The sequence below is a fragment of the Helicobacter monodelphidis genome, from assembly GCF_003288845.1.
Lineage (GTDB): Bacteria > Campylobacterota > Campylobacteria > Campylobacterales > Helicobacteraceae > NHYN01.
In genome coordinates this window covers 1-20174 of the sequence record NZ_NHYN01000026.1, presented here as the reverse complement: position 1 = coordinate 20174, position 20174 = coordinate 1, and the positions used below count along the sequence as shown (strand labels likewise).

11 protein-coding genes are annotated in these 20174 nt (G+C 38.2%); 3 read left to right on the top strand and 8 right to left on the bottom strand.

Annotation, left to right across the window (positions count from 1 at the left end; all coding sequences use genetic code 11):
* Positions 1–730: 730 nt before the first annotated feature.
* Complete coding sequence (locus tag CCZ01_RS08985) at positions 731–4267, top strand: bifunctional proline dehydrogenase/L-glutamate gamma-semialdehyde dehydrogenase (RefSeq protein ID WP_112052884.1); 3537 nt, start codon at positions 731–733, stop codon at positions 4265–4267.
* Positions 4268–4301: 34 nt separating this feature from the next.
* On the top strand, positions 4302–6056 hold the full coding sequence (locus CCZ01_RS11020) for a sodium:solute symporter family transporter (protein ID WP_112052883.1): 1755 nt from the start codon (positions 4302–4304) through the stop codon (positions 6054–6056).
* Between the two features lie 51 nt (positions 6057–6107).
* Here the strand turns inward: CCZ01_RS11020 and CCZ01_RS08975 are convergent, their stop codons facing one another.
* From CCZ01_RS08975 to CCZ01_RS08945, 8 genes are all read right to left on the bottom strand, one after another.
* On the bottom strand, positions 6108–9020 hold the full coding sequence (locus tag CCZ01_RS08975; RefSeq protein ID WP_112052882.1) for a DEAD/DEAH box helicase family protein: 2913 nt from the start codon (positions 9018–9020) through the stop codon (positions 6108–6110).
* On the bottom strand, positions 9017–10024 hold the full coding sequence (locus CCZ01_RS08970; RefSeq protein ID WP_112052881.1) for a virulence RhuM family protein: 1008 nt from the start codon (positions 10022–10024) through the stop codon (positions 9017–9019). Before CCZ01_RS08970 ends, CCZ01_RS08975 begins: the two co-directional genes overlap by 4 nt.
* A gap of 50 nt (positions 10025–10074) precedes the next feature.
* A complete protein-coding gene (locus CCZ01_RS08965) occupies positions 10075–10581 on the bottom strand; it encodes an SLATT domain-containing protein (RefSeq protein ID WP_112052880.1) in 507 nt (168 codons plus the stop codon).
* A 14-nt stretch (positions 10582–10595) separates the two neighbouring features.
* Positions 10596–11345: a DUF4145 domain-containing protein gene (locus CCZ01_RS08960; RefSeq protein WP_112052879.1), complete on the bottom strand. Its 750-nt coding sequence runs from the start codon at positions 11343–11345 to the stop codon at positions 10596–10598.
* A gap of 3 nt (positions 11346–11348) precedes the next feature.
* Positions 11349–15239 carry a DUF559 domain-containing protein gene (locus CCZ01_RS10940; protein WP_112052878.1) on the bottom strand — a complete coding sequence of 1297 codons (3891 nt, stop codon included), beginning with the start codon at positions 15237–15239 and terminating at the stop codon, positions 11349–11351.
* A complete protein-coding gene (locus CCZ01_RS10885) occupies positions 15229–15363 on the bottom strand; it encodes a hypothetical protein (RefSeq protein WP_258437171.1) in 135 nt (44 codons plus the stop codon). The genes CCZ01_RS10940 and CCZ01_RS10885 overlap by 11 nt, the downstream gene beginning before the upstream one ends.
* Positions 15364–15396: 33 nt before the next feature.
* Positions 15397–16305 (bottom strand): hypothetical protein, encoded by a 909-nt coding sequence (locus tag CCZ01_RS08950; protein WP_112052877.1) that lies wholly within the window; start codon positions 16303–16305, stop codon positions 15397–15399.
* 120 nt (positions 16306–16425) lie between these two features.
* Entirely contained in the window at positions 16426–18390 is a 1965-nt protein-coding gene (locus CCZ01_RS08945) for a saccharopine dehydrogenase family protein (RefSeq protein ID WP_258437170.1), read from the bottom strand.
* A gap of 548 nt (positions 18391–18938) precedes the next feature.
* Here CCZ01_RS08945 and CCZ01_RS08940 point away from each other — a divergent pair.
* A partial coding sequence (locus CCZ01_RS08940) for a cache domain-containing protein (protein WP_112052876.1) occupies positions 18939–20174 on the top strand: 1236 nt, incomplete at its 3' end.

Below are 20174 nucleotides of genomic sequence, written 5' to 3'. Positions count from 1 at the left end.
CAGAATGTAGAAATAGCGAATCATTCTAAAGATATAAGCACAGCAGTAGATAATGTAGCAGCACAAATACTAGCAGATGTGAATAAGAAGAAGTTTTAGAAGGGGAGGGGTGAAGGGTGCATTTGGCGTAAGTCTTCCATATAATACATTTTTGAGCTTTCTATCAAGAGCTACCGCTGGTAGGCTTTTGGTGTTTTTGCAATTTTATAGAAATATATTCTTAAAGATTGTTGGCTATTAAAAGGTTTTTTTTTGTGTATCTTTTTGCCCCCTTAATGTCTTCACATTATCTTTAGAGTCTATCTCGCACGCGATATAAGGAATTAGGTTTAGCTTATCCTAAACAATATTTATAACCTTTTGAAATATGATTAAAGTAATCTCTAGGTGCTTTATGCCCTTATTGCACTACATACAACCTTTAACTTTCATCATACTTTTTTGAATCCGGAAATTCACAATATAATTTGCCTTTATCTTTTTTAATTCTGACTTTTATCTGTATCACATAAGATAGAATACAGGTGAAATTGCAAATATTCGCATAAGGATTTTCTAATACAAGCTTATGAGGGGAGAGATAATGGCAAAGTAGTGTGATTATATATATAGATTGTTTCAAATCAACACACTTTGATGTAATTTTATCACAAGTACACATCATTAGGAAGTAGTTACAACCTTTCATTGGTATCATTGTGCTATTAATTTACATATTTAAGGAGTGACTATGAATCTCACCTTACTAGAACAATCTTTGGAACTTGCAGAAGATTTACAAGGTAAAATCGAACGTAATATCACTAAAGAAGAGCAGGCTTTTCATCACAAAATGAAGCAACTTTTAGAGAATCCAGCTAATAAAGTCCTGCTTATCGAGCTACTTGATAAATCCTTCCGCTCAAGCAATAATGATGTGAAATTTGAAGCCATCAGCCACACGCTTCGCAAATACGGCATCGCTGATTTTTTCAGCCCATTTGAGCGATTTTTACTTCAGGCTTTCCTCACGCTAGGCGGAATTGCACCAAATATCAGTGTGCCATTTTTCATCACTCAAATCAGGCAAGACACTGCAAATATGGTGTTAGATTCTGCACCTAATTCGCTTGCGATGCATAATCAAAAGCGTCTCAAACAAGGAATTACTATTAATGTCAATCTTATCGGTGAGGAAGTGCTAGGCGAAGGAGAATCCCTCACACGATTTCATCATTATGAAGAAGCACTCAAAAGCGAATATATCACTTATATTTCTATCAAAATCACGACCATTTTTTCACAAATCAATATCCTTGATTTTGAGTATTCCAAAAGTGAGATTGTCAAACGACTAGATAAACTTTATGCACTTGCAAAAGCAGAATCTAAGCGACAAAATAAACCTAAATTTATCAATCTTGATATGGAGGAATTCCGTGATTTAGAACTCACTGTAGCGGCATTCAAAGAATCTATCACGAAATTTGATATTGAGGCGGGTATTGTGCTTCAGGCTTATTTGCCAGATTCATTTGAGTATCTCAAAAATCTCCATTCATTCTCCAAAGAACGTGTGCAGAAGGGACTTCCACCTATCAAAGTGCGGATTGTCAAAGGTGCAAATATGGAGGCAGAAGAGACTATCGCTTCACAAAAGGATTGGGCACTTCCAACTTTCACACGCAAAGTCGATACAGATTCTAATTACAACAAAATGCTTCACTTTGTCCTTGAGGAGGACAATTTCAAATACATTCATATCGGGATTGCCAGCCATAATCTCTTTGAGATCGCGTATGCTTACACGCTTATTGCGGATAAAAAGGCACAAGATTCTTTCACCTTTGAAATGCTTGAGGGTATGAGTATGCAGGCAAGCACAGAGCTTTCAGCGATGCACAAGCTTATTCTGTATGCACCAGTGTGTGATATGGCACACTTCAACAATGCAATTGCCTATCTTGTGAGGCGACTTGATGAAAATACCGCAGAGCAAAATTTTATGCGGCATTTCTTTGGACTTAAACTTAATGATAAAGCGTGGCTCGCACAAAAAGAGCTATTTTTACAAGCATTAAGTGGTATTGAACATCTTGATAATTCCATGCGACGCACGCAGGATAGAAATGCTCCACAAAGTGCACGAAGCACGATTGATGGCGAGTTTCACAATGAAGCAGACACAGATTTTATCTTGAGTGCAAATCGCAAATGGGCGGAATCTATCCGCCAACACTACATAAATCTCCCACTTCAAGAAATCTATGCAGAGGGTGCAAAGCGACTTTCCTCTAGCGAGATTCTTGAGGTGAAAGATAAATTTTGTGATAAAGTGATTGGCAAAATTCACCTTGCAAATGCAGATGGTATCAAACAAGCCTTAGAATCTGCCAAACATAGCACATACAGCGAGCTATCATTGCAAGAAATCCATACACTCCTTGCTAAGAGTGCACAAATATTGCGTGAGAGACGAGGGGATTTGTTAGGCATAGCCGCACTTGAAGTTGGCAAGACTTTTGCAGAAATCGATGCAGAAGTAAGCGAGGCGATTGACTTCTTGGAGTTTTATCCCCATTCGTTGCGGACACTTCAAGCACAGAATCCAAAAGTGAGATTTTCCCCTCGTGGGATTGGTGTCGTTGTTGCACCGTGGAATTTCCCGATTGGTATTTCAGTAGGGAGCATATCTGCCGCATTAAGCGGAGGTAATCGCGTGATTTACAAGCCCTCAAGTTTATCAAGCCTCACAGGATATTCAATCTGTCAATGCCTTTGGGATGCGGGAATCCCAAAAGACGCGCTGATTTTCCTCCCCTCAAAGGGAAGCGATATATCCGCCCATCTTTTGACAAGTGATGATATTGCTTTTACAATCTTAACTGGCGGTGAAGATACTGCCTATAAAATGCTTGAGGCAAATCCCACTTTATTCCTTAGTGCGGAAACAGGCGGTAAAAATGCTACCATCGTTACCAAACACGCCGATAGAGACCAAGCGATAAAAAATGTTATTCATTCGGCATTCTCTAACTCAGGGCAAAAATGTTCGGCGACTTCACTCCTCATCTTGGAAGAAGAAGTTTATAATGATGAAAACTTCAAAGCCACGCTTAAAGATGCAGCACAGAGTCTCAATGTCGGCAATCCATTTGAATTTAAAAATAAGCTTGGCACACTTGCAAACAAGGCGGATTCTAAACTCTCACGTGCACTAGAATCCCTTGAGTCTCATGAAGAATGGTTACTTCCTCCACATTTTGTGCAAGATAATGAATACCTTATGTCGCCTTGTATCAAATACGGTACGAAGGAGGGGGATTATAGCTATAAGACTGAACTTTTTGCCCCTGTGCTAAGTGTAATGAAAGCAAAGGATTTGAAGCATGCTATTGCGCTTGCAAATGGTACAGGATACGGGCTAACCGGTGCACTAGAATCGCTTGATGAGCGAGAATGGGAATATTATACGAAGCATATCGAGGTTGGTAATGCCTATATTAATAAGCCTAGCACTGGAGCTATCGTACTTCGTCAGCCTTTTGGTGGTATTAAGAAGAGTGCGATTGGATTTGGGCGAAAAGTAGGTGTGTATAACTATGCACCACAATTCACACATATCACGCAAGAAAGTGTGGATTCTAATCTCCTTGCTTGTGAATTTAGCGAACAACTCCAGTCTTTGCTTGATAATCACACTATTAATGAGAGTCAAAAAAGCGAGGTACAACGTGCACTTATGATGGTGCAAAGCTACGCATATCACCACAAGAATGAATTTAGCCAAACGCATGAATATGTGAAGATTCGTGGCGAGGATAATCTTTTTTCATATGTGCCGATAAGAAATCTCCTCTTTAGAATGAATGCAGAGGATAGGCTAAGTGATATTATCGCTGTAATTGGTGCGGCACATATCGCGGGTGTGCATTTAGAAATCAGTGTGGACACAAATGTATTTGAGCAAATTACAAAATACATGGACAAAGCGGTGTTTGAAAATATGCTTAAACAGATGAATTATTTAATGTATGTCGAGAGTGCAGAATCTTGTGTGCAGAGGACTAAAAATTTTGAACGTGTACGTTATCACGCGATACCCAAAGCCGATGATATTCTCTATCAGCAATGTGCCAAAGAGAGTAAAATCATCATTCGCGACAAGCCACTTTTCAATGGGCGATTTGAACTACTTGCGTATTTCAATGAGAAATCTTGCAGTATCTCATATCATCGTTATGGCAATCTAGGTGCACGAATCTTAAAGCACAAAGAAATGACATAAAGCATAATCACACTTTAAAATACAAGGAGTAAACATGAATTTATCAAGCGTTCATCTTAATTTACCAATCATAGTGACCTTCCTTGGTTATGCCTTGCTTATGCTAGGCATTGGATTCTACTTTTTCCGTAAGAATCAAACCGCAGAGGATTATTTCCTTGGTAATCGCTCGATGGGACCGGTAGTATCAGCACTTTCAGCGGGTGCTAGCGATATGAGTGGGTGGCTTCTTATGGGACTTCCGGGTGCATTGTATGTATCAGGCTTAATTGAGGGCTATATTGCTGTGGGGCTTAGCATTGGAGCAACATTAAATTGGGTATTTGTCGCAAAGAGATTGCGGATTTATACAAGCGTCGTGGCGGATTCGCTCACGATACCAGATTATTTCGAGACGCGCTTCAGTGATGATTGGCATATATTACGCGTGTTATGTGCTATTGTCATTCTTATTTTTTTTACATTCTATATCTCAAGTGGATTAGTCGGTGGTGCAAAGCTTTTTGAGGCGACATTTGGGTTGGATTATGATTATGCACTCACGATTGGCACGATAATCATTGTCGCATATACTTTCTTTGGTGGATACAAGGCGGTGTGCTGGACGGATTTGATACAAGGGCTTTTGATGATGGGTGCACTGCTTATTGTCGCAGTGATGATGTTTGTCCATGTTGGGGGATTTGGTGAAGCATATAAATATATCGCTCAAAGCGATGGTGGAAGGGAGAAAATCATTGCTTTGCAAGCACAGATACCCACTTTAATTGAAAATCCTAGTGAGCTTGAGGCAAAATTCCCCCAACTCATCGAGGCATTACGCGAGAGCAAGGATTTGAGTATCACTATTAAAAAAGAGGGCAAAAGCATAACATTCACTGCCATAGAGGCGGCAGAAATCCTCTCACAAGAAAAAAGCACGACAATTAGCATAAATGAGGTATTACAAGGCATAAGTGCTATGAAAATCCCCAGCCATACAAGGCTAAGCCCCTTTAGCGGAATTTCTTGGCTTGGAATCATCTCTGCACTCGCGTGGGGGGTTGGGTATTTTGGGCAACCACATATCCTTGTGCGCTTTATGTCAATCCGTTCAATAAAAGAAATCCCCACCGCTACGACTATTGGTATCTCATGGATGGTGGTAAGTCTCATCTCTGCATGTGCTATTGGGCTTTTAGGTGTGGCGTATATCAATAAATTTGAGCTTAGTTTGCAAGATCCTGAAAAAATCTTTATTGTGATGAGTCAGCTTCTCTTTAACCCATGGGTAGCTGGAATCCTGTTAAGTGCAATTCTTGCCGCGATAATGAGTACCGCAAGTTCACAGCTTCTTGTCTCAAGCTCGACAATCGCTGAAGATTTCTATCGTAGGGTATTCAAAAAGGATGCGAGTGAAAAAAATGTGATGTTTATGAGTCGAGCTGGTGTGCTTGTCGTCTCTATTGTCGCATTTATCATCTCAACAGATAGGAATTCAAGTGTGCTTGCTATTGTCTCCTACGCGTGGGCGGGATTTGGTGCAAGTTTTGGGAGTGTAATGCTCTTCTCACTTTTCTGGTCGCGAATGACGCGTATGGGGGCGATAGCCGGAATGTTTAGCGGAGCACTTGTTGTCGTGTTGTATAAAAACTTCCTTGCCGAAGCACTAAACTTCCCCATCTATGAAATCGTGCCGGGCTTCATCTGTGCGAGTATTGCTATCGTGGTCGTGAGCTTAATGCAACCGGTAAGAGAGGGGACAAAGAGGGCATTTGAGACGATGTTAAGGGAGGTGGAGAAGAAATAAGTGTACTCATCAGTAATGCACCTCTAAAATAAGGAGTGATGGTTTGGTGTGCTAGGTGGCGAAAATCTCCTCGCACCTCGCTTTCGCATATCGCTTTAACTCCTCGCCCAATCCGCTTGCTCCACCTTTATTATAATACACCAAATCCACTTTAATCTCGCATTCATTATATCGCAAATTCTGCCCTGCAAAAATCCTCTCAAAGCCACTTGCCTTATCTCTCGCATTTGCCTCATATTTCAAGCCCTTTGGGTCGATGAATATGATATGATACATACTATCGCGCTTAGACTTGAGCCAAAAGACAAAATCTGGATAGAATCTCCTCATCTCTTGCCTCTCTTCATCAAAATATGGGATAAAAATATTATCAATATTTTCTACCAACCGCGAAAAGCACCATTCATAGCCTTGCAAAATATTATCTTTCTTAGCGACATATTGTTGCAAATCCTTTAAAAACTCGATTTCACTAGCATTTTGTATGGCGTAATTTATTTTTCCATCTTTTTGTTTATCAACGATAATTGGATTATAATAATGTTTTTCAAGCTCCGCATTAAGCTCATAAATTCCATTATAGATTGGCACTTTAAGATTCTGCGGTGAGCGTTGCTGTGCGATTTCTAAAGCCTCTTTAATCCCCATTTTTCCTGCATTTACCAAAGATTCTAACTCTTCTTTTGTTTCACTTCTTTTTGCCTTTACAAGCTCCTTGATTTTTGCATTCATTTCATCGATGATATTAGAATCTAGTGTGCTTTGCATATATTTATAATGACAAATCTCATTGCTCAAATCACCAAAACGCTCCAATTTCTTTGCACTCGCGTGGAAAAAGCTATCTATCACACGCAGGGCATTTTCTACCTTGAGTGAGGCTTTATCTCCACTTTTTGCAATCCTCTTACTCTCGCCCTTTTTATATAGAATCTGTATCTCTTTTAGGCTCGCATAGCCCATATCAGCCCGCCTAAGATTCTCGCTCAATAGCAAGACATCTTCATCAAAAGATTCTATATACGCTTTTAATGCCTCACTATCGCGATGCGAGATATGATAGATTCTACCCTGCTCTGCCTCCTCTGTGTATTTTGGCACAGGCAGGGGCTTAAGTGCATTTGAGAGTTTAAAGCCCTTAATCGCACTTGTGCTCACAAAGCTCTCAATCCCCTCTAAAATCGTCTTTATGGCATTTTCATCGCTCGCCATTACAAAGAGGCTCTCCAATCCACACGCATAAGGCGCAAGATTTTCACGCGTGCGATGATCAAGACTTTGCGAATCACATTTCTCCAAACGCTTCCTTATGTTTTTAAAAGGCTCTATCCTCACGCCTCGCCCGATAGTTTGCAAGACATATTTTTTCGCATTTTTGCTCCCGATATTGATGAAACAGATGAGATTCACGCGATTGCTATCCCAACCCTCGCTAAAAATCTTACTTCCCATCATAATATTTATCGGTGAATGTGGCTCATTAATATGCTCAAAATAACCTTTTGTGATGTCCTCACCGCTTTCAACTCCAAGTGTAGCGAGATACTCTTTCTCCCATTCTTTTGCATTGCCGATATTTAGGAGCATAAAGGGCTGTGAGGCATTTTTACTCTTAAATGCAAGTTCTTTATCGTTTCCTCTGATTTTACACGCTTCTATGTTTGCTATCTCATTCGCATAAAAGATAGACTTTCGCAACGCTTTAGAATCCGCATTTTTTATCATCGCTAAAAATGCTTCGCTTAAAGTCTCGCTATCAAAATACATATCAAGATTGCGAAGTTTGGATTCTAAATTTTGTGCGATAGAGGTTATATCCATATCATTTGAGAGGATTTTAATGATTGCTTCAAAATAGAGTTTTATCCCCGCTTCTTTGGTATTTACCTTATCAGATACGGCGATGATTAAGGGATTATGATAATTAAGCTGCATTGGGCTAGATTCTACAAGCTTTTTTTGGCTTTGTTTTATCGCATAAAAAATGATAAAACTTTCCATTATCCGCTCAATTTTTTCACTCTCATTTTCTTTGTCTTTAAAACTCGCTAGATTGCTATCTAAAAGGGCAATATTTTTGCCATAACCCTCGCGATTAAATTTCTCTAAATTATAATTAAATGCACAAGTATCAAAGTCGATTTTTTCATCAAAAGTCGCAGAAAAATTAAAAATAAATCCGCGTGGATACTCGCTATTTTGCTCGCTAGATTCTAAACCTTTGCTTAGCTCATAAATGTATCTTTTACGCATAGAATCTTTGCTATCGCCTCTATGTGCTTCATCAAGCAAAATATACCAACCCTCTTTGTTTAAAAAATTCTTGTAATTCAGCCGCCTTGCCTTAGAATCTTTGCCGACATTTTCGCTTGTATCGAGCAAATCACTTCGTGCGATATAGATTATCGCCTCATCAAAAAGCTTAGATTCTACACTTACGCTCTCAAACTCACGCAGCTCTTTAATAGTAATGCCTTTGCTTTGGTAATTATTATAAAGCTCTATATTTTGCTTGAATTGAGAGAGAATCTTATCATTTGGAGCAAGGAGCATTATGGGCTTTTTGGGGAAGATTCCGCTTTTTGCCAAAAAATCTAAAAGTGCGATGAGCCTTATCATCACGATAGTTTTGCCACTGCCTGTCGCCATCCAAAAACTCGCACGATTGATAGAATCTTTTTTTAATGCTTTTTCATAGCCTTGTTTGTCAAGGTATTTATGGAATAAAACCTCGCCCCTTTTATTGCTGAAATTTTGATGAGAATCTTGAAAATCTTGCATATATAGTTTGAGTGCAATAAGGGCATTTTGCAAGGCAGCTTGTTGATAATCTTGCAAAGAGATATTTAACGCAAAGCTAGAATCAAGGTTATAAATATCTTTATATTCGCTTTGTAGCTCGTTGATGATTTCGTTTAAAATAAGCTTGTTTGGTGTAGCTTTGGTGACTTTTGTTTTGGTCATTTGAGTGCCTTTGTTTGTTCTAAAAATTCAGCATAAGCTATTTCTATTTCTTCTTTGTTTTTTGCTTTATAGAGATTGTATTCCTCGTGTGCCTTTTGAATAGCTTGTATATGTGATATACTTCCTGCATTCTCCAAAATCTCTCTCCCACTAAATCTTAAAAATTCATTGAGTTTCTCTAAATGTTCTTGCATGGTCTTTTTCTCTCGCTTCAATGCAGATAATTCTACAAATTCAAAATACGCACTTACAATTTTATTTAAAGCTTCTAACTCATCTTGTAAGAGATAATTTTTAGCAATCTCACTTTCTTTTTTGGTAGGTATTTTCCCTCTGAAATTTGTAAGCCCCATATTTGCTTTATTAGAATCTGCCCTATGATAAATAATCTCACTTGCAGTATATCCATGAGCTGAATAATGGAGTTTGTTTTGAATGATTTTAAAAAGGTTTTGTGTAAGCTCTGAATCCTTGTCATAATCAATCGCTGTGGAGAAAATCTTTAGCACTTGTGCGTAGATTCTAGCTTCACTTGAGCGAATATCTCTAAGCCTCTCTAGCAATTCATCAAAATAATCACTCCTACCATTTGGGTTTTTCAATCTCTCACTATCAAGCACAAAGCCTTTAATCAAATATTCTTTTAAAATTTTGCTCGCCCATTGGCGAAACTTCGTCGCATTTTTGGAATTCACACGATAGCCCACAGACAGAATCATATCAAGATTATAATGCTCTAATTCTCTTGAAACTTCTCTGCTCCCTTCAGTTTGAACTCTTAGGAATTTCCTAATAGTTGAATCTTTTTGCAATTCCTCTTCGTTATAAATATTTTTAATATGCTCATTAATTGTCGGCACACTCACGCTAAAAAGCTCCGCAATTTGCCTTTGTGTAAGCCATAAAGTCTCATTTTCAAGCAACACACTAATATTTGGTATATCTTTAGAATCTTGATAAATGATGATGGGATTGTGTGGATTGAGTTTGGGAGCTTTAGGCATTAGCAATCCTTTGTATGTCATCTTGCGTAGTGTGGAGGATAATGTTATTGCTATTCATGAGTTTTAACTCCAAAGAAATTTTTTATTGAGATAAACAACGAATTTGAAGTAGGCAAAGAATGCTCTAAAATAGAATTTTTCTCACCATAAAAGCTTGCTAGGGTATCCCTATAGCTTTGAATTTCATTATCTTGCTCTATAATTAGAAGCATTTTTATTTTATCTCTTAATTTTGTAAATTTATTGATAGTATCTCTATGCGATAAATATTTTTCATTAGGATTTAAGAATATTAAGATTACCGTAGTAGCTCCCGAAGCAATGCCTAACCCACCTATAAGAACTTCCCCTATAATACTTATAAGCCATTCAGCTAGAGCTTGGCTAGAAAATGACAAAGAGATAGCTAAAGAAAAAATAGATACAAAAATAAGTATATAATAAGTAATTCTCCAAAAATCAGCACTTTTATTATGTTTTTCTATAAAGCTATCTACTTCATCTTTAAGGTCTTCCGTTTGTCGAATAATATCTTCTAAAATGTCTTTCTCATTCATTGTTTCTAACCCTATTATTTGTTTTGTCTATTTTCTCGTTTTGCATTTTCAGGCAAAAGGTTATAAATTTCATCAATCTGCCTCTTGTCCGTGAGTATTTTTTCAGCAATATAATTAATAATCTTAAACAATGCTATTGCGATTTCTTGATTATCTTTAATATCTAATTCACTTGGATGCACAGCAATATTGCCAACCACACGAACAAAATCCAAAGCTTTTTGTAAATTTTCATCAATCCTCTTTTTATCTATTAGGCTTTGAATAGCCTTATTAAGATTCTTATCCTCTCCCAAATGTATCATAAGCTTTTGTAAGGCTAGACGAAGCAAAGCACACGCTCCGCGTGGAGAATCTTGCACGATTAAAGAGGCTTCTACATAATCTGCTTTTATATTATCAGGCAAATCTTCGTTTGGTAGTGGAGCTAAACGAGGTTTTGGATATACTATTTTCTTATCTATCCAAATGCTGATTTCATTACAAGATTGACACACGCAAAAGGTGTTTGCATAAGCTCTATAATCTTGCATAATTTCTGTTATAGTCTCTATTCTATTTTCTAGCCTTTCAGATTCTGCTTTATTAAGATGATAGCACGCCAAAGAATCGTTCATTATGTATTTTATCTCTGCTATCTTATCAATTATTTCCCTTTCTATTTTATTAGGAATAAAAAAATCCATTTGTGCAACTACTTGACAATGCGGACAAGTAAAGGTATTTAAATCAAATTGAGGTGCGATAAATTTTTCATTATTCATTCCCTACTCCCACCAAATAAGATTTTTAAGTCGTGGGTATTTTTGTAAATCAAGCTTATCGATACTTACGATTTCGCCATTATCATATTCGCACGATTCTACGCCCTTAGAATCTAAAAATAACCTTTTGATTTTCCAGCCCATTAGATTCGCCAAAGTTTGAAATATATCAAACTTTTTGCGGTATTCCCCGCTCATATCGAGGTTGATAGTCTCGCCCTTGTCTAGTTCCTTGATGAGTTTGCGAGATTTGCGATAGTCGATGATTTTCGCCTTGTCATTGCGAGAAGTCGGCACGACTTCGTGGCAATCCATATTCTGTATTTGACTTTGTTTTTGGATTGCTTCGCTCTGCTCGCAATGACGAGGCGACTCACCCTCTCGCTCCGCAAAGGAAGAGGGGAGATTTTCACTTAGCACATACTCACAATTTTCCAATGCTTCCTCATAAGATTCTAGCTCATAGTAGGCAAATGCAATGCTACAAGGATTAACTTGCTTATTGTCTTTTAATTCTCCATTTTTCCATTCGCTACTAAAAGCCACTTTTTTAATGCGTGGAATGATAACATTATAAAAATGCTCCCCTTGCTCTACTAAAACAAATTTTCTATTTCCACTCTCTTTATTTAATTCTAATACCGCATGGGCTGTTGTCCCACTCCCGCCAAAGAAATCCATAACAATAGAATCTTCCTTACTTGCCAAATAAATAGAGTCTTTTACGGTATGAATGGATTTTGGGTAGTCAAATTCATTATTAGGGAGAATGTTTGTAAGAATATTGCTACCATAAGAATTAGCATTATATTTTTTATCATACCAACAAGTTTTAAAGCGAAATTCATCTTTAATCCTGTGAATAGAAAAAATACCTTTAATACACTTACAAATTAGTTTATCTTGGATAGATTCTATCGTGTTTTTTGCATTCCTCCATTTTCTTTCTACCCCTTCATCGTCAATAGGATAAACTTCAATCACTCCATCTTCCCTCATTACATTAGCGGGAGGGTGAAAATCATCTTTGCATACCTCTCCAAAACCAACAATTTGAGAATCTTTAACATAAATAGGATAAAAACAATTTTTAGCAGTATGTCTTTCAGAACCACCATTACCCCAATCTCTTAAAGCAACAATATTTGCATCTTCTCGTTTTTCCCTATTAAGTAAATCTTTAATTATAGGATATAAAAAATACGCATATTCATGAGAATATGAAAAATTATCCCCTTGAATACCGCCATGATTATGCACTACACTCACACAAGTTTTTTTATAATCATAAAAAATATCCCCGAGTAATAAACCGAGATTTTCTTGCTCGTTTTCGTCAATAGCACAGCTTAAAATACCTCTTTTGCTCAAAAACTCTTTTGCTAAGCTCAAGCGATTTTCCATCATTGAAAGCCAAGTAGAATCTTTAAAATTATTTTTATAAATAATCTCGCTTGCAGGTGCATTATACGGCGGGTCAATATAAATCAAATCAATCTTGCCCTTGTATTTTGGCATTATGGAGTTTAGGGCTTGAAAATTATCACTTTTAATTAATTCACCATTCAGCAAAGATTCTAAATCCTCAAAGCTACTTAGAATCTTATATCTTGTCTCCTTGCTAAAGTGCTTGGTATCAATAGGAAGATAGCGGTATTGCTCTACGATATTTTCCCCTCCCCAACCCCTCCCGCAAGGGGAGTGGCTTGATTGGTCTAAGCTACCCAATTCTTTATTATTAGTGAAGGATTGCTTGTCTATTCCTTCTTCCTTAGCAGAGGCTTCCTCGCTCATTCCTTCTTTTTTTTGTGTGGGTATTTCTATTATTCCCCCTCCCTTAGCGGAGGGGGTTAGGGGGTGGGTGGGATTTTCTAAAGCTTCTTTAATCCACTCCAAAACTCCCTCCATATTCCCTAAAATCTCATTATTCCAAAACCGCAAGATTCTAAAATTCTGTGATTCTAAATAAAAATCTCGCTCTTTATCCTCAAAGCTCTCACTATGTTGTCCGCCATCACACTCGATAATCAGCCTCTTTTCTAAGCACACAAAATCAGCGATATATTTAGAATCTATCACAAATTGTCGTCTAAAACCAAAGCCTAACTTTTTATTTCTTAGCTCCTGCCAAAGTTTCTTTTCTGCTTCTGTGGGATTTTTCCGCATTTCTCTACTAAATTCTTTCATATATGGGGCTAGGTATCGATGAGCGTTTATATAAGTTTGTATGCCTTTGTTCTCATTGTTTGAGGTTTCGCCCACCCCCTTACCCCCTCCGCTAAGGGAGGGGGAAGAAACAAAAGAGCCTCCGCAGTGGGAGGGGGAAGAAATGGAAAAGTCTCCGCAATGGGAGAGGGAATTTGGGGTATCTTTAGCCTCTCCGCTAAGGGGGTAGGAGGAAGTGAGGGAGTCTCCACATTGAGAATGAGAATCTAAAGAGTCTTTATATTGTGATGGGGATTCTAAAGATTCTTTAGCCTCTCCCTCAAGGGAGAGGGAATTTGAAATTTCTTTAGCCCCTCCCCTTGCGGGAGGGGTTGGGGAGGGGTCGATACCATAGCAAGAATATAACTCCAATAAATCCTCTTTTTTAAATCCCTCATCTATAAGCTTTAGCTCCTGCCACTCTTTGATTTGAGATTCAAAGCCTTTGTCGTTCGTGATAGATTCTAGCACCTGTTTAGAATCTTTAGAGTATTCAAGGATTTTATCAAGGCTTAGCACATACTGCGTGTTTTTAGCAAATTTAGGCTTCAGCCATATCGCTTTGAGTTCGTCCTCAAAGTCGCCGATAAGCTCTATCACCTTCAAAGCGATTTTGCGGATAGCTTGAAGTCTTTTAAGCGTTTGGGGGCTAAAATCTGTCTTGCTATCTTTATAAATATAACTAAACATCCACAAATCAAACTGCTCTTGCAGGAATTCCCTCGCATTTTTGTGGATAAAAAAGTCGATTTCATTTTGCTTCTTGTAACTGCGAAAGATTTTTTTCAGCTCATCTTCGTGGATTTTGATATTTGCATTTTTGAGTGCTTTTACAAACTCATCATTAAATTCGTTTGAATTTTGTTTAAAAATGTTTGTAGAATCTATAAGCGTATCCTTGCTATTTAGCACTTTTATAGTGATTATGGATTCTAGCTTACTTGTATCAATCCCCTCTAATGACTCTTGCAAATCTTGTTGCACAGAATCTCGCGGGGGATTTTGTGTGTGTTCCTGCGAAAGATTAGATGTGAGGTTTTGTAACTCTACTTGCTTGGATTCGGCATTGGATTGAGCAAGGGATTTTATACTTACAAGCCTAAAAAAGACTTTGTTTTTAGCATTATCGCTATTTTGGCTATATTCACTCGCATCAAATTGAAAGAGAATCTTGCCCCGCTCATCGATGATATTCATACTCACATAGAGGGTATCGGATTTGACATAGTAGAGATTCTGTGTTTTATAAAAGAGACTCGTATCTTTGGAGTTACTATACACTTTGGCATAGATATTTTTATAGATGGGCGTATCATTGAAAAACGGCGTCCCGCTCTCGCTAAGATAGCTATCAAAGAATGTATAAAGCTTATTGTAAATATCAGCTTTTTCAGATTCTATAAGCAATGTGGGCAGTTCTTGCTTCTGTGGTATCTCTTGAGATGAAGCGAAGTCTTGCGTGCCTCTCTGTGATAAGGCTTTTGCATCAATCTGTATTGCTGCAAGTCTGCCTGCTTCCTCCTCTGTGGCATTATCTAAATACGCTTTGATATGCTTAAAATACTGCCTTTTGATTGAGAGAAGGTTAGCAAAGCCACTCTTTGCGACATTATCTACCAGCCCTTCGACAATCCTCACACCAAGATAACAATCCTCCAACTTTGAATAAAACGCTTTTTTATAATCCATAGATTTCCCCTCGCTGAATGTTATTGTATCGCCCTAAGGCAGAGTCATATATGATTTGACATTGCAGAAAGTCATATATTTTCAATTTTTTACCCTCTCCCATATTGTTCTTGCCTTCTCGCACTCTCACTTCGCCTTGAGAATCTACCTTGTAGCCTCATCGCAGGGCTTGGAGCTTCGCTTCAAACACATCTATCATCTCATCGATATTTTGCATTGCCCTCTCTTCGCTTAGATGCATACTTTTGTCAGGCAACTCTGATAAAGAAAAGCCAAAAACCACAAAAGGATCAGCCTCCTCTTGCTCAAAGCCACTCTCTTCCAAAACGCTAGATTTATAGCCAAACTCCGCATAAGTGATAGGAATACTCACTGCAAAATCAAAAGCCTCATAAGTATAAAGCTGTGTCCTATTTTCGCTCCAATCTGCAAAATCGCTCCCTACTCCATTGCGGAAACCAGCGACATTGACATTACCCGGTGTGTCTCTAAACGCAGGGAAAATCCTAAAAAACGCACCTTTATCAAAAAGCACATAGCCATTGAGCCATTGTCCCTCATCACGCCGAATAAGAGCGATAATGCTTGTATAGCCTCTATGCGTGAAAACTTGCTTCAATGTGCGGAATCTATGATTTCTCACATTGCCTATAACCTGCAGTTTGCTTGGATTGATATTGCTAAGCGTGTCTTTAAGCCTACCTATATCATCAGTCGCGCTTGTATCAGTCGTTTTTGTATCAGCCATTTTTTTGTCAATTATTTTTTCGCCAAATTCAGCCTTGCAGAGCGTCTCGCCCCATTCACACGAGAGATAAAACCCCACTTTCTCATCATATTTCACAACAAGGGGCTTTTTAAAACCCTGCAAACGCACAATATCACTTGCATAAATATCATATCCATTTTTATCCTGCACTCCGCTTGCAGATTCTATAATATCAATAGGATAGCGACCTGCAAACCCCTTTTTGGTAACAAATTTTTGCCTCTCATCATACTGCACCCCCTCATCATCACTATAAAAATAGCTTAAAAAAGGCGTGCTAAAATACCGCTGCTTCATCGTTTTTGCTCCTTGCGATGATGGATTTTGTGATGATAGGTTCTCCGCAAATGCAGCGGAGTGAAAAAATATAAGGCTCATGAGAAGTAAAAATTGTTTCATATACGCTCCGTTGTTGTTCTATCTCCTCCCATCTTCTAGCACTCTCACTTCGCCTTGAGAATCTATCTCGCACACGACATAGGGGAGTCCTTGTAAGTTTAATTCGTGCATAAAGGGGTCAGGGTCGTTTTGCTCCATATTCCACACACCACTGCCTTGCATTGAGCGATAAATTGCAGATTCTGCGTTGTCGGCTCGGTCATTACCGCTTAGGTAGCTCCCATCGCCTCCGCCTTGAAAACTACGATTTCTCATCTCAACTAGCTCTGCACTCTCTTTTTGCAACGCTGGTTTCTCATCTAAAATCTTAGAATTTCGCCCTTGTATCGTATCATCGTGGCAAGATTCTAGCCTACCCTTATATAGCTCTGCACCATTATCCACCCCCTGATACTCCCCGCCCTGTGGCATATCGCGATTCATCTCTAAGCGTTGTTTATTGTAAGATTCTATATCAATATCCAAAGAATGCGGATTTTGCTTAAGATTTGCAGGTTGTGCAGAAAAATTCGATTGAGATAAGGCTTGTTGCCTATCGATTGAGGATTTTTCAAGCTCCTGTGAAGATTGAGTGAAAGCCACATTCTTTTTTGCACCCACGCCCCATTTGCCCTCCATTATGAGCTTCGCCCCAATCATCGCCGGCACACCTGTCGTGTAGCTCACGCCTTGCGCATTGACTTCTTTATAACACACTTCGTGGTCGCAAATATTATAGATATAAATCACTCTTTCCTTGCCGTCTTTTCGCCCTTTGATATAGCAGCCAATATGCGTATTGCCTTTTGTGCGAGGAGCGAGACTCGCTGGGTCTGGGAGTAAGGTCTTTAGCACTTCGATAGGCACGATTTTCCCGCCCTTGTGCGCCACCTCATCGATACGCAAAAAGCCGATATTCTCTAGCACCTTCATATGCGTGAGATAAGATTCTCCAAAAGTCATAAAAAAGCGTATTTTACGCAATCCCTTGATATTTCGAATGAGCGATTCTAGCTCCTCATGATAGAGCAGGTAGCTATTTTTCACGCCCACTTCTTGATAATCCCACTCTTTCATCAGTGCGAGAGGAGCGACATCACGCCATTGTCCTTTGCAATAATTTTCATTCTTCAAGGTTGAGTGAGAGATCGCAGATTGTTTGGAGAATTTCGCCTCTTCCTTTGCTCGCACTTCCGCTTCCCAATGCCTCTCCTCACGCTCAAATTTGCGATAGATTGTGTCTTGTTTCAAGTCGGGGTTGAGGGCGAGATTAGATTCTGTGGAGATTTCGCTTATTTTTGCTTGAGTATCGTTTGCTACCCAATATCTTGCCTTAGAGCTCACCTCGCGTAAGTTGATTTCTGGGTTGAAATTCGTGGCAAACGCATAGCCGTGGTCGCCGGCATTGCAATCCAAAATATCAATAGATTCTATGCTATCAAAATAATGCTTCTGGGCGTAGGCGCAAAAAACATTCGTTACGCCCGGGTCAAAGCCACTTCCTAAAAGTGCGAAAATCCCCGCCTCTTTGTAACGCGTATCATACGCCCATTGCTCCTTGTATTCGAAATGTGCGGCATCTGGGTGTTCGTAATTTGCCGTGTCTAAATAATGCGTTTTTGTCCGCAAACACGCCTCCATAATGATCAAATCTTGATAGGGGAGCGCGACATTGACTACGAGTTTCGGGCGATATTTCTCAATAAGGGCGACTATGGATTCTATATTATCTGCATCGACGCTATCGACTTCTATTTCGCCTAAGCCCTTTGCGCGGATAGAATCTGCGATTGCCTTGCATTTATCTATCGTGCGAGAGGCTAGGATTATGCGAGAGAATACGCCGCCTTGAGAATCTCCACTCTCTGTTTGCTTATAGTTTTTGATAGAATCTACGCTTAGCCCCGCTTTTTGCAATGCCTCTGCACGATTTATCGCCATTTTGTGTGTTACCACACCGCCTACGCCACCTGCCCCGATTTGTAAAACTATATTTTTACTCATTGCAAGTACTCCAATAATTTTATAAATTATATTTAATCTGAAGTATATCGCATCAAGCATAAAAATTAGATATAAAATTTAATGTGAGATTGTGATAAGCCTAAAATTATTCTTAAATATAATTAATAAATAAAATAAATTATAAGTAATTTTATTAGCGATGAAGCTATTAGCAAGTTAATGTTTATTCAAGTTAAAATGTATTAGGGAATCTAAAATTTGTAAAATATGGAAGTAAGTATATTTTGCCGATATAGAACCAGATAAATCCATTAATCTTAAAATTAGTATAAATGTCAACGAAAGGCTAAGGGTAGCTATGGGTTTTGTTGTGAAGGTATATATTGTAAAAATTTACTATTGAATCAAAAAAATAATAATATATATTTTTATTATAAATTTATATAAAAAAGAAAATTTTTTGGTATAATCACAGAGTCTAAAGTCTTTAGCGAAATCTCTAATTTTCGTGTTCTTATCATTCTTAAAGACTCTTGGATTTTACAGATCTTACCTTAAAAAAAATGCTTTGAGATAGGAGTTACTCAATGAACTTTTACAAGAACCTTTCCTTAAAAATAAAAATCTTACTCTTCGCTAATGGAACGATTATTCCGCTGTTTATTTTAATGGGAATTATCTATATGAGCAGTCAAAATATTCGAGATTTAACGGATAGAGAAGTTTATAATATCCTTAAAGATGAATATAAAGATAGATTACAACTTGCAACAGATTCCGTAGCTAATATTATTGGGCAGTTGCTCGAGGATAGCAAGAGTGAAAGTGAAAAAATTGCTATTATTGCACAAGCAATTGAAAAATTCCGTTTTGAAGATGACCAGTCAGGCTATTATTTTGTCTACAAAGTCCACACTCCTGTAGCCCACCCTACGCGTAAAGATTTGTTAGGCAAAGATTTAAGTCAAACAAAGGATGCTAATGGTGTATTTTATGTGCCAGAGCTTAATAAAGTCGCTAATGCTGGAGGGGGATTTGTAGAATACTTGTTTAGTAAACCACTTCCTGATGGCAGTAGCATTATCGCAGAAAAACTTGCCTATGCAACACTTATTCCTAATACTGAAAATATTTGGATTAGCACAGGAGTCTATATCGACAATCTTGCAATTCAAGCACGTGAAACTTCTGGCGTTATTGATGACTCAATTGAGGTTGAAAATCTTCGTGCAATTACGATTTCATTTTTTATTTTTATTATGATTTTCTTACCGCTTGCATTACTTTTTTATTTTAATCTTATGTCAAGTGTAAGGAGTATTTCTCGCGGACTAAACTCATTCTTCCGTTTCCTTAATTATGAGGAAAAGAGTATTGAGCTTATCTCGCTCAAATCCAAAGATGAATTTGGTGCTATGGCAATAGCCATTAATGAAAATATTGAAAAGACACATCAATCTCTCGATCAAGATAGTGCATTGGTTCAAGATTCTCTTGTAGCTATTCAGGCAGCGAAAGATGGTTCAGCAGTAAAAAGAATTACGCATACAGGAAGTAACCCTTATCTTAATCAGCTTAGAGATTCTGTTAACGAATTATTGGAGCTTCTCTGCGTAGCAATCGGAAAAGATTTACATGAACTCAATCGTGTATTTGACAGTTATGTAAAACTTGATTTTAGCACAAGTGTAGCCAATGCTAGTGGGCGTGTGGATATGGTTACCAACACACTTGGAGAAGAAATAAGAAAAATGCTTCATACTTCAGCAAACTTCGCTAAAGACTTAGAATCTAAATCAAAAGATTTAGAAGAAGCAGTAAGA

What these genes read in the sequence shown, in the direction of transcription:
- CCZ01_RS08970 (WP_112052881.1), bottom strand. Translation starts at nt 10,024, where the DNA reads ATGCCTAAAGCTCCCAAACTCAATCCACACAATCCCATCATCATTTAT.
- CCZ01_RS08945 (WP_258437170.1), bottom strand. Translation starts at nt 18,390, where the DNA reads ATGAGTAAAAATATAGTTTTACAAATCGGGGCAGGTGGCGTAGGCGGT.
- CCZ01_RS10940 (WP_112052878.1), bottom strand. Translation starts at nt 15,239, where the DNA reads ATGGATTATAAAAAAGCGTTTTATTCAAAGTTGGAGGATTGTTATCTT.
- CCZ01_RS08985 (WP_112052884.1), top strand. Translation starts at nt 731, where the DNA reads ATGAATCTCACCTTACTAGAACAATCTTTGGAACTTGCAGAAGATTTA.
- CCZ01_RS08975 (WP_112052882.1), bottom strand. Translation starts at nt 9,020, where the DNA reads ATGACCAAAACAAAAGTCACCAAAGCTACACCAAACAAGCTTATTTTA.
- CCZ01_RS08965 (WP_112052880.1), bottom strand. Translation starts at nt 10,581, where the DNA reads ATGAATGAGAAAGACATTTTAGAAGATATTATTCGACAAACGGAAGAC.
- CCZ01_RS11020 (WP_112052883.1), top strand. Translation starts at nt 4,302, where the DNA reads ATGAATTTATCAAGCGTTCATCTTAATTTACCAATCATAGTGACCTTC.
- CCZ01_RS08960 (WP_112052879.1), bottom strand. Translation starts at nt 11,345, where the DNA reads ATGAATAATGAAAAATTTATCGCACCTCAATTTGATTTAAATACCTTT.
- CCZ01_RS08950 (WP_112052877.1), bottom strand. Translation starts at nt 16,305, where the DNA reads ATGAAGCAGCGGTATTTTAGCACGCCTTTTTTAAGCTATTTTTATAGT.